At 64.2% G+C, this 10685-nt stretch carries 11 protein-coding genes and 2 pseudogenes; 12 read left to right on the forward strand and 1 reads right to left on the reverse strand.

All coding sequences use genetic code 11. The features are described 5' to 3' along the window. Nucleotides 1–36: 36 nt before the first annotated feature. From AWC02_RS15295 to AWC02_RS15350, 12 genes and pseudogenes are all read left to right on the forward strand, one after another. Nucleotides 37–234: a helix-turn-helix transcriptional regulator gene (locus AWC02_RS15295; protein ID WP_085129619.1), complete on the forward strand. Its 198-nt coding sequence runs from the start codon at nt 37–39 to the stop codon at nt 232–234. Between the two features lie 130 nt (nt 235–364). Then, complete coding sequence (locus tag AWC02_RS15300) at nt 365–1870, forward strand: ATP-binding protein (protein WP_207568063.1); 1506 nt, start codon at nt 365–367, stop codon at nt 1868–1870. 73 nt (nt 1871–1943) lie between these two features. After that, nucleotides 1944–2210 carry a hypothetical protein gene (locus AWC02_RS15305; protein ID WP_085129598.1) on the forward strand — a complete coding sequence of 89 codons (267 nt, stop codon included), beginning with the start codon at nt 1944–1946 and terminating at the stop codon, nt 2208–2210. A gap of 106 nt (nt 2211–2316) precedes the next feature. Then, nucleotides 2317–2646, forward strand: coding sequence for a hypothetical protein (locus tag AWC02_RS15310; protein ID WP_085129599.1), 330 nt, complete (start codon nt 2317–2319; stop codon nt 2644–2646). 341 nt (nt 2647–2987) lie between these two features. Beyond that, a pseudogene (locus AWC02_RS15315) lies at nt 2988–3764 on the forward strand (tyrosine-type recombinase/integrase); the annotation flags it as partial. Next, nucleotides 3748–5975: pseudogene (locus tag AWC02_RS15320) on the forward strand (tyrosine-type recombinase/integrase). The pseudogenes AWC02_RS15315 and AWC02_RS15320, both read left to right, overlap by 17 nt. A 707-nt stretch (nt 5976–6682) precedes the next feature. Continuing rightward, entirely contained in the window at nt 6683–6823 is a 141-nt protein-coding gene (locus tag AWC02_RS22005; RefSeq protein ID WP_165757918.1) for a hypothetical protein, read from the forward strand. Then, on the forward strand, nt 6810–7559 hold the full coding sequence (locus AWC02_RS15330) for a hemerythrin domain-containing protein (protein ID WP_085129600.1): 750 nt from the start codon (nt 6810–6812) through the stop codon (nt 7557–7559). The genes AWC02_RS22005 and AWC02_RS15330 overlap by 14 nt, the downstream gene beginning before the upstream one ends. A gap of 125 nt (nt 7560–7684) precedes the next feature. Beyond that, entirely contained in the window at nt 7685–8014 is a 330-nt protein-coding gene (locus AWC02_RS15335) for an iron transporter (RefSeq protein WP_165757919.1), read from the forward strand. Further along, on the forward strand, nt 8011–8319 hold the full coding sequence (locus AWC02_RS15340) for an Rv3488 family transcriptional regulator (protein ID WP_085129602.1): 309 nt from the start codon (nt 8011–8013) through the stop codon (nt 8317–8319). The genes AWC02_RS15335 and AWC02_RS15340 overlap by 4 nt, the downstream gene beginning before the upstream one ends. Continuing rightward, a complete protein-coding gene (locus tag AWC02_RS15345; protein WP_085129621.1) occupies nt 8316–9620 on the forward strand; it encodes an APC family permease in 1305 nt (434 codons plus the stop codon). The genes AWC02_RS15340 and AWC02_RS15345 overlap by 4 nt, the downstream gene beginning before the upstream one ends. Further along, complete coding sequence (locus tag AWC02_RS15350; protein WP_237160489.1) at nt 9586–10167, forward strand: DoxX family protein; 582 nt, start codon at nt 9586–9588, stop codon at nt 10165–10167. Before AWC02_RS15345 ends, AWC02_RS15350 begins: the two co-directional genes overlap by 35 nt. Nucleotides 10168–10180: 13 nt before the next feature. Here the strand turns inward: AWC02_RS15350 and AWC02_RS15355 are convergent, their stop codons facing one another. Beyond that, nucleotides 10181–10474: an Rv3488 family transcriptional regulator gene (locus tag AWC02_RS15355; protein ID WP_085129622.1), complete on the reverse strand. Its 294-nt coding sequence runs from the start codon at nt 10472–10474 to the stop codon at nt 10181–10183. Between the last annotated feature and the right edge of the window lie 211 nt (nt 10475–10685).

Here is a 10685-nt window from a genome sequence, read left to right on the forward strand (position 1 = left end):
CATGTTGAATCAGCATGATTCGTTAGGAGTATGTCAATGGAGCTTGTAGACACTCGTCAGGTGTCCGCGTTGACAGGTGTGCCGGTGGGGACACTTCGATATTGGCGCCATGCGGACATCGGGCCGGCCAGCTTCACTCTCGGCAGGCGCGTTGTCTACCGCCGCGATGAGGTTCTGCGCTGGATTCGCGAGCAGGAGGCTGCAACTCGCCGCGGCGGCGGCGATGCGGCGTGAGCCCTTCAAAAAGTGAGTGACCCCGGGGTCCATCCGAGGCCACTCATCAGAATCCACCGAATCGTACGAATGGAGTTCCACCGATGACGATAACTCATGCGTTCACTCTCAACAATGGAATAACGATCTGATGGCCTCGCCTGATGATCGTGAGTCAACTGAAAAGCGTTCCATTGCCGCTCAACTGGTCGACATGGCACAAGACCGCTACATCCTGGGATCTACCGATGACGGCGAGCCGTTTGGCGCAGCCCGGACCCAGCCGCATATTGCGATGCTGCTCAGAGGAGGCCGGAACGGCCTTCGAGCCAGCCTTGCCGCCGAGTACTTTGCGAATACACGCAAAGTTGCTGGCGCACAGGCACTTACAGACGCAGCTTTAATCCTCGAGGGAGTTGCTTCCACGCTGCCGACTGAACGGCTACACCTACGCGTCGCCGAGCATCAAGGCAGCATCTATCTCGACATGGGCCGCACCGACGGGAAGGTCATCCACATCGCGAACGGCCACTGGACTGTTACGGACACAGCCCCGGTGAGATTCCTACGGACGAGGTTGACCGACGAAATGCCGCTCCCTCCCCGGGGCGGGAACGTCGCTGATCTCTGGCGGTTCGTCAACGTAACCGACGAGGACCAGCCGGTACTGCTCGCGGCACTGGTTGCGGCGCTCGTCCAGTACGACGTTCCTCACCCTGTTCTGGGCTTGTTCGGGGAGCAGGGAAGCGCGAAAAGTACGACCAGCCGGCTGCTCGTCGATCTGATCGATCCGTCACCGGTACCTGTGCGCCAAGCACCGCGCGACCCCGATTCATGGGTGACCGCAGCATCTGGGTCATGGGTTGTGGCGCTGGACAATTTGTCGGCGATTCCACACTGGCTTTCCGACTCGATCTGCCGAGCTGCTACCGGGGACGGCAACGTCAAGCGCGCTCTCTATACCGACGCCGGTTTGGCGATAGTTCGTTTCAGGCGCTGCGTGATTCTCAACGGGATCGATGTCGGGGCCATCCGGCCAGATTTGGCCGAACGCCTGGCAGTGGTGGATCTGAAGCGGATCAACCCGAGGCGGCGCCGTCCCGAGTCCCAGCTGGCCGCTGAGTGGCACACAGCTCGTCCAGCGATCTGGGGTGGACTACTCGATCTGGCGGCCTCCGTGCATTGGAAGCTGGGTTCCATCGAGCTGGAATCGAATCCGCGGATGGCCGATTTCGCTCGTGTCCTTGCTGCGGTCGATACCACGCTGGGCACCCAGGGCCTGGGCCGATACTTGCTGCGGTCCGACCAGCTCTCCGAGGACAGTGTCTCCTCGAACTCCTTCATCGAGTACCTGCGTCGTCGCTCATCTCGGCTGAACGGAATGTCCGGCGCTGAAATCTTGTCCGACACCACGCCACCAGGTGAACAGTGGCGACGCCCCAAAGACTGGCCGCGATCCGGCCGCGACGTCACGTCCGTCCTGCGTCGGCACGCACCAGCCCTTCGTGCCCTTGGTTGGGAAGTAGAAGACGACGGCGGGCACAATCACCGCAATGTCGTCCTATGGACGATCGCACCGCCAGAGCCGCCCGATCAACCGTGTGTTGTTGGCTCGCAAGCCTCGCATTCCGCGCTTTCGCCGGTCGAGGGTGGGTGAACTGATGGAACCGAGTGATTGCAGGGCAGCTGAAACCGTCGATTGGCCAGCGCGCACGGAGGGCGCTCGGTGCTTGGACACCGACACGCGAAAACGCACGGATGTCGTCGAAATCTCCCGGAAGCGTGCGGTCCTCGCCGGCCAGGTCGCCTACCATCACTTTCGGCTGTTGTCCGCGTTGAAAGCCGCCTCGGCGTACGCAAGTCGTATCGGAAGGCTCGACGTCGTTGGCGATCTCGAGCAGCAGCGAAGCGTGGTGGCGGGATTCTCGACACAGGTCAGCGCCGAGGCCGATGGCACCCATACCCTTTGGGTTCAACTCCGAGGCACCTTTGTTTAGGGCACGGCCTTAGGGCAGTGAAACCACCGGTGCGATCGGCCAGCGCCTGGACAGGGGAGCTGTCGGGTCGGTCGCTCTCCTCCGGCGCGAGCGGTAACTTGGGATCGTGCCCGTGCCGACGGAGCAGAAGGTTACCGCACTGATCCATGACTTAGGACCGGAGCGCCTGGCTTATCTGCTTGATGTCGATCCAGCCCAACTCGTCAGGTGGCGACGTGGCGACGGGATCGACGAGGCGAACGCATCGCGGGTGGATCTCTTGGAGGCCGTCATGGCGAGCCTGTTGCGGCTTTTTCCGATCGAGGCCGCTCAGCGTTGGCTGGTTGGGCTGAACCCAGAACTGGGTGACCGTCGGCCGGCGGATCTCATTCGTCGGGGGCGGTCGCATGAAGTGCTCGATGCCGTCGCTTCGGCGCGTGCCATCAGCTTCGCGTGATTTGGCGGCTGTGTTCCGGCCGAAAGCTGACGGCACGCCCAATCCGGCGCGGTTGTCTACACTGCCACCAGGAAGCCAAATCCGGGGGTCTGAACAATGCAATGTGTCGTGGTAAATGCGGCCGGCGACAAGTACTTCTATGACGCAAGCGGTTTGGGCGAAGCCGTCACGATGTACTACAGCGAGAAGACCCCGAACACCTCCGACGCGGTCGGCGTATTCGTCGAGGGAAACGAACAAGTTGGCCCTCTCGGCTGAACCGTCAGAGCTATTCGAGCACCACCGCGTCATCTTCGCATGCGGCTCCGGCAGTATGCGGGAATCGCGTCCTTCAAATACAGTTCGCACCCACCCTGGCTGGTGTCGGACCGCGACGTGATCAGGAGGTGCCTGTGCACCGCCGGCGTGCACCCAATCGCAGCGAGACGCCGGTGTTGTTGCCCGATCAAGTCAACACCATCCTGGATGGCTGCAGTGTGCAGTCGCCGTCGGGTGAGTGGACCGGCAGCGAGGCGGGTTTGCGTGACCGGTTGTTCTTCGCCGTCCTGGCCGAGACGGGAATGCGGATAGGTGAAGCGTTATCATTGCGCCACAATGATTTCCATATCACCGGGGGTGAGACTCCGTCGATTCTGGTGGCCGGCCGCGACGATCACCCCCATGGGGTACGAGCCAAGTCCGGTGCACGCCGGATCTACATCGGCGATGATCTGGTAGCCCTCTACAGCGAGTACGTGTGGCAGCTGATCGGGTGGGCCGCCGACGTCGCGGTTGCCGACCTGGCGTCGCACTTCGTGTTCGTCAATCTGGCGCGCGGCCAGCGCTATGCACCGTTGCGCCCGGAAACCGTCTACGACAAGGTGGACGCCCTCACGGCCGCCCATGCTGATGTGTTGCCGCAGGATTGGACTCCTCACTGGCTGCGGCACACCCACGCCACCGCTCTGCTGTTGTCTGGGGTGCCTGAACACGTGGTCATGCGCCGTCTCGGCCATGCCGATGTGCAGACCACGCTGTCGATCTACGGGTGGGTGACCGCCGACGCCGAGATGCGCACGGTCGCGCAGTGGAACAGCTTCGTCGCCGGCTGGAAGGTGAGCCATGACTCAACCCCATAACAGTCACGTCGATTCTGCAGGATCGGCGGCGGCCACCGTGTGGGATCGGCAATGGCAGCAGGTCCCTGAATCGTGGCGAACTTTGCACTACCGCATCGACGCTGCACCGTTCGACGCCGTATTCGTGCGCAACCGGCGCTACCTGAACAACCCCGACGGCCACGACTTCACCCCCGCCGATGTCCCAGAACGCTTTCGCCAAGAAATGGCGTGGTGGGTGTGGTTGTGCGGTCACGAAGGAATCCGCAAGATCGAGCCGTTCCTGCTGAAGTGGACGGCCGTCGCCCTGACCGACGCCGCCGCCGAGCACCAGCAGCGGTATCACCGGCCTCTAGTCGGCATTGCAGACCTCGCGGCCGAGGATGTCGTACGTCACGCCGTGGTGCGCTTTGAGCGCCGCAACGCCCGCCTGCCCTCCGCGGGGGCTCGGCGCCAGGTCGTTGGCTTGATCGAGCACCTGCATCTTTATGTATCGGTGCGCTGCACCGATGCCCCGTGGTGGGCCCATGACATCTGGGATCTACGGGCTGATCCCCGCATCCCACAGCGCGAACATGAACCCAGCCATGACAAAGTCGTCAAACTTGCCGCGATCCACCCGCCGTGGCTGCGTGAGGGCGTGCGGTTCTGGCTGCGCACCTCCATAACCGCGAAATTGCTGCGCTGGTCATCGGTAGCCGATCGTGCTCGCAACATGGCCAGGCACCTCGGCCCGTTCTTGGCCGCCCGCAACATCAGCACCCCACTGTTGGCCGATGACCGCGCCGCCCTGCGGTTGTTGTTCACCGAGTTTTCTAACTACCTGAAATCCCCATCCGCACAGTTCAAACCAGACCGGCCGTTGTCAGCATCCGCGGTGGACTCGACCCAGTCGCAGGCCCAGGTGTTCTACGCCTTCATGGTTGATCACGCCGAGGAAGCCGCTGCGGCGACCGGCGACCCCGGTGGGCTCAGATCACCGACACCTACACGCGTCTGTGGGGTGCGGCGTTTCGAACCCGCCGCGCCAACCGGCAGCGGGAACTGACGTGGTTCTCCACTTCGGAATTGCAGCAGATGTTGTGCTACCTCGATGTGCTGGCGGCCGATCGAGGTATGCCGGTGGCCATCACTCACCCCGATGCAACGATCTCGGTTGTCGCCGGCCTCGGAGACCCGCAAGCCGCGCGAGTCTGGCTGCTGCAGGCGCTGACCGGACGCCGAGCCTCGGAGATCCTGATGCTCGATTTCGACCCTCTGACCGCTATTCCCGGCCAGGAACGCCCCACAGATTCCGATGACCCCGACGCATTCGTCTCCAAGTTGCGCTACCAGCAGACCAAGGTCGACGGGGTACTGCCGTCGATCCTGGTTGAGAAGGCGGTGGTCAACGTGATCACCGAACAGCAACAGTGGGTTCGCCGCCGCTACCCTGGGCTGAGCCCGAAGTACCTGTTCCTCGGACTGCGCCACCAGCATCAGGGCCACCGGGCCCGCACCTACCAGTCCTACGGTGTGGCACTGAACAAACTCGACAAGGTTCACGGCCTGGCCGACTCGGCCGGGCGTCCGCTGCGGTTCAGCCAGACCCATCGGCTGCGCCATACCCGGGCCACCGAGTTGCTAAACGACGGCGTTCCTATTCACGTGGTACAGCGATACATTGGGCACGCATCCCCTGAGATGACCCTGCGCTACGCTGCGACGCTTGCTGCAACAGCTGAGTCGGAATTCCTGCGGCACAAGAAGGTCGGCGCACACGGCACCGATATCGCAATCAGTCCATCCGATATTTATGACATGACTCAACTGGCGGCCCGCACGGATCGGGTACTTCCCAACGGCGTGTGCCTGCTTCCTCCGCTGAAGAGCTGTGACAAAGGAAATGCTTGTCTGTCGTGCGGGCATTTCGCCACCGACGCCACTCATCTCGACGAATTGATCGCGCAGCGCGCCAAGACCGTCACCTTGATCGAGGTCCGCCGCGAACAGTACCGGCGACGCAGCGGGCGGGAACTCACCGACGACAACGTGTGGATCCACGAACGGCGCCGGGAGATCGCCTCTCTGGACGCCATCATCGAGCGTCTGCACACCGACACCGAGGGCCTCGCGAACGGAGCCAGTGTGGGCGGTGCTGGTGCCTCAAACCGGTTGCCGCTGTTGAAGGTCAAGACCCGCGGCAGCCACGAATCGGTTCTGCGCAAAGCCGACCCCAACGCACCCGGATGAGGCAACGCCCCCTCCCCCTTCGGATAACGCCCGCCGCGCCCTGGCCGACTACCGCAAGAACATCTCCCAGACCAAGCGCCGGGATATCGAACGGGCCATCAAACACCTACGCAAGACCAACGCCATCATCAACATATCCACCGTCGCTGCCCGCGCCGGCGTAGAACGCAAGACCGTCTACAAGCACCGCGACCTCGTCGTCATCATCGACGCCTACCGACGCCAGCCGCCTTCGCTCGACGCCGCCACGGGCCGCGAAACCACCGTCATAGCCGCCCTACGTGCTCAACTGGTTGCCAAAGACGGTGAGATCCGCGCACTGAGAACCAAGCTTGCCGAGCAAGAATCGACAATCGCACTGCTCTACGGACAACTCGACACCGGAAACGGCGCAGGGGGCGGCGGCTAATAGCTAACGGGTGCCATCGCAACAACGGTGTGGGGCACCGCCTGCACTTCGCTTACGATGCCAGCCATTGTGGCGCCGAAACCACACACCCGCGCCCAGGCTCTTAGCCCGACGAGGTGCCTTGGGGCCGGTGTCGGCGATCGGTTCGTTCGTATGTCACGCGGTGCCAGTAGTGACTCGGCACCATGTGGCTGGTGGTCCGCTTCGGCCGGGCCGAGGGCGCGGCGGGCCGCGACCACTACCGGAAGCCTCCATTCGTCGTTGCAGGGAATCAGCGACCGCAGGTTATCTTGAGGAGATGGAAACTGAAGCGACTATGACCTGCGGATATGCTGTCGCGGGCATGTCTATGCTGTTTCCCGCGCTGCGCGCGATCGTCTCAAGTGAGGAGTACAGCGCACTCGGCGAAGACTTCGATGGGACCGATGCCCGGCAATGACGCACCGAAGCGCCTGATCGACCGACGTCTGTTCGTTGCAGGCCTGGGCGCGGCCGGTATCGGCGTGTGGACGTCGGCGTGTGCCGGCGACGCCGAAACGGATGCCAATGGTCACGCAGATCACGATGAGCAAGAGGTTTCCCCGGGTGAGGATCTGATGCGCGAGCACGGCGTCCTCAAACGGGTTCTGCTCATCTACGACGAGGCGGGGCGCCGCATCGATGCAGGAAAAGACCTTCCCCCAGACGCTGTTGCTGACAGCGCAGACATCATCCGCACGTTTATCGAGGACTATCACGAGAAGCTGGAAGAGGACTACCTGTTCCCTCGATTCGAGAAGGCCGGCCAGCTCACCGATCTTACAAAGGTCCTCCGCTCTCAGCACCAAGCGGGACGGCGGCTGACGGATCGGATTCGGTATCTGGCCACCCCACAAACATTGCGGGCGCCCGAATCCGCAGGCGAGCTCCGCACCCTGCTGCGACAGTTCACGCAGATGTACGAACCGCACGAGGCACGCGAGGACACCGTACCTCTCAAACAAGCGACCATCGATATTCGTGCAACGTCTGGCGCGTCGCCGCGCTCAGAGTATCGTAACGCGATATCGGATATCGATATGGATGCCTCGTTCGCCACCCCGGCCCAGGAGTATCGTTTCTCGATATCGCAACTCGATATTAAGGGGTGGTGTGGATGCGGGCGTTCCCAGGCGAACAGCGGGTGGGCCGGTTGACAGTATCGGTGTCGGCGGGTTGGGCTGCCCGGATGTTTGCGGCCGCAATTGGCGCGAGCCGCACAACACTGGCGGTGGGGCGGTGTTCGCGGGACGAGAGGATGCGATTGATGAGAACCTGTCCAGTGAGCCGGATCCCGCGGATTCCCCGTCGCGGCGGTTCAACGTGGATGTGCACATCCACGACGCTGATTCTGGGCAACCCGGTGCCCTATCTCGATGTGCGCTCGGACGTGAGCCACAACAGCGCCGCGGTGTACGCCGGTGTGGAGATGGTGTCGGCCGCGCGGCCCCACAAGGGGGCGGCGGGCCTGCACTACGGCAACAACATCGCGCTCGATGCATCCGGCAGCTACCAGGTTGTGGCCATTATCGCCGCGTCGCCGCTGACCGGGACCGATCGTGACCAACGCTGTGCATTCCGCCTCGACCTGGACGGACAAGCATCCCGATGAGCGAGTTCGTGCGTGCCGCGATGCGGCTGCATATCTTGCACCACGCGGAGACGGCACCGATCCAGAGCGCCTGGATGGCTGCCGAACTGGCCCGGCACGGCCACAAGCTCGGCCCCGACGCATTGCCGTCGATGCTGTACCGGATGCACGCCGACGACCTGTTGACCCCCGAACTGCAGATGGTGGACGCCCGCGCGCGCCGGGTATATGCGCTCACCCGGCGCGGGCGGGCGGTGTTGGAGCAGGAGTGCGCCGCGCTGGCTGCGCTGGCCCGCGAGGTCATCGGCCCCGAGGCGAGACGATAAGCACCGGGCACCCCGCGCTGGCGCGCCGCCTGGGCACCACCGACGCGGTGGTGCTCGGGCTCGGGTCGATGATCGGCGCCGGGATCTTCGCCGCGTTGGGCCCGGCCGCCCGCGCTGCGGGTTCAGGCATGTTGGTCGGGCTGGCGGTGGCGGCCGTGATCGCCTACTGCAACGCAGTCTCCTCAGCGCGCCTGGCGGCGCTGTATCCGGCCTCCGGCGGCACCTATGTGTATGGGCAGATGCGACTGGGTGATTTCTGGGGGTATCTGGCGGGGTGGGGCTTCGTGGTGGGCAAGACTGCGTCGTGCGTTGCGATGGCCCTCACCGTTGGCTCCTATGTGTGGCCCACGCACGCCCACGCGGTCGCCGCGGCGGCCGTGGCGGCACTGACGGCTATCAACTACGCCGGCGTGCAAAAATCGGCGTGGCTGACCCGGGCCCTCGTGGCGTTCGTGCTCGCAGTATTGGCCGCCGTGGTGGTCGCAGCGCTGGTTGTCTCCGGTGCGCCGCCGGCGCCCCAATTCGACCTCACCGGAGCCTCTGCTGCTGGGGTGCTGCAGGCGGGCGGGCTGCTGTTCTTCGCGTTCGCCGGATATGCGCGCATCGCCACCCTTGGCGAGGAAGTGCGCGACCCGGCCCGCACCATCCCCCGCGCGATCCCACTGGCACTGGGCATCGCTCTGGCCGTGTACGCGTCTGTCGCGGTGGCGGCGCTGGCGGTCTTGGGACCGGGGCGACTCGCCGAGGCCGCGGCACCGCTGGCGGAGGTCGTACGTGATGCGGGGGCGGGTTGGATGGCACCCGTGGTACGGGTCGGCGCCGCGGCGGCGGCGCTGGGGTCGCTACTGGCGCTGTTATTAGGAGTGTCGCGCACCACGTTGGCCATGGCGCGAGACCACCACTTGCCGCATCCGTTGGCCGCCGTTCATCCGAAAACCTTGGTGCCGCATCGTGCTGAGCTGCTGGTCGGCACCGTGGTGGCGCTGTTGGCAGCGACCGCCGATGTGCGCAGCGCCATCGGCTTTTCCTCGTTCGCGGTGTTGATCTATTACGCCATCGCTAACGTCTCAGCTTTGACGCTGGCCGCCAACGAACGCCGCCCACCCCGTCTGATTCCGGTGATCGGAGTCATGGGGTGTGTCGTCCTGGCGTCCGCGCTGCCGCGCACCTCGGTCATCGCCGGGGCTGCGGTCCTTGGTGTCGGCATCCTGGCCTACGGACTGCGCCGTGCTTGGGGCACGGACCACCGACGTCGCGCCGAATCCGGTGACAGCCCTTCACCGCTGGCAGGCGGAGATTAAGCCGGGGCGATGTTGCCAGCGGTCGCAGAGACCGTGTACGAGACGAAAGGCAAACGCTCATGGACCGACAGAGTTCCTGGCTCACCCGGTTAACCGCGACCCGCGGGATCGCGGCGGTGCTGCTCGTCCGGCTCTACGTTGGGCTGGTGTTCGCCTGCGAGGGAATCCTGAAGTTTCTGCGGCCGGACGCCTTGGGAACCGGCGCTTCGACAGGGCCGGTATCCCCGCGCCCGGCTTCTTTGCCTCTTTCGATGGCGTCTTCGAAATCGCCTGCGGTGTACTGATTCTGGCCGGGTTGCTTACGCGGCTGGCTGCCATCCCGATGGTCATCGACATGCTCGGGGCGCTACTGATCACCAAGGTGCCGATCCTGTGGGGTCAGGCCACGCTGTTCTGCACGCAGCGCGGCTGGTGGGACTTCATTCACGAATCCCGCGTCGATCTGGCCCAGCTGTGCGGCAGCGCCTTTCTGCTCATCGTCGGCGCCGGCGCCATCTCCCTCGATACCCGCCTGCTCTTCGCCGCCCGGCGACGTCCACGCCGCTAAGCCCCAACCCGTGCTACCCGAGCAGCTCACGGGCTAGCTCTTCCAATGCCTTGCGGTCTTGGCGCAGGGCCCGCTTGCCCGCAGGCGTAGCGCGGTACACCCGCCGGATCCGGCCATCGAGCAGCTGCTGCTCAGAAGTCAGCAGCCCCTCCGACTCCAAGCGGTGCAGTGTCGGATACAACGTGCCGGGGCTGATCTCGTAGCCGTGGCGAGCCAGCTCTTGGGTGATCCACGCCCCGTGGATCTCGTGCTCAGCGGCATGATGCAGGATGTGCAACTTGACCGCGCCGCGCTGAAACTCACGCATCACCCGCAACTCCTTCCAGCACAGTGACAAAGCCGATATCGGTATCCGATCTTATCGGTGATCACCATGGGCTCTGCCGCCACCTGCCCTTACTTTCCCAGGGGTTGCACACCCCGTATCCGGCCAAGACTCGCGGCAACGAGTCGGGAAGGCCTCTCATCAAGCCACCGAAGCAAGACCCGGCCGGGCCGCCGCCCATGGCCAGGTGGAC

The sequence above is a fragment of the Mycolicibacter engbaekii genome, from assembly GCF_002101585.1.
Classification (GTDB): domain Bacteria; phylum Actinomycetota; class Actinomycetes; order Mycobacteriales; family Mycobacteriaceae; genus Mycobacterium; species Mycobacterium engbaekii.

Coding starts and splice junctions, on each gene's coding strand:
- AWC02_RS15300 (WP_207568063.1), top strand. CDS start 365: ATGGCCTCGCCTGATGATCGTGAGTCAACTGAAAAGCGTTCCATTGCC.
- AWC02_RS15330 (WP_085129600.1), top strand. CDS start 6,810: ATGCCCGGCAATGACGCACCGAAGCGCCTGATCGACCGACGTCTGTTC.
- AWC02_RS15295 (WP_085129619.1), top strand. CDS start 37: ATGGAGCTTGTAGACACTCGTCAGGTGTCCGCGTTGACAGGTGTGCCG.
- AWC02_RS22005 (WP_165757918.1), top strand. CDS start 6,683: ATGGAAACTGAAGCGACTATGACCTGCGGATATGCTGTCGCGGGCATG.
- AWC02_RS15355 (WP_085129622.1), bottom strand. CDS start 10,474: ATGCGTGAGTTTCAGCGCGGCGCGGTCAAGTTGCACATCCTGCATCAT.
- AWC02_RS15340 (WP_085129602.1), top strand. CDS start 8,011: ATGAGCGAGTTCGTGCGTGCCGCGATGCGGCTGCATATCTTGCACCAC.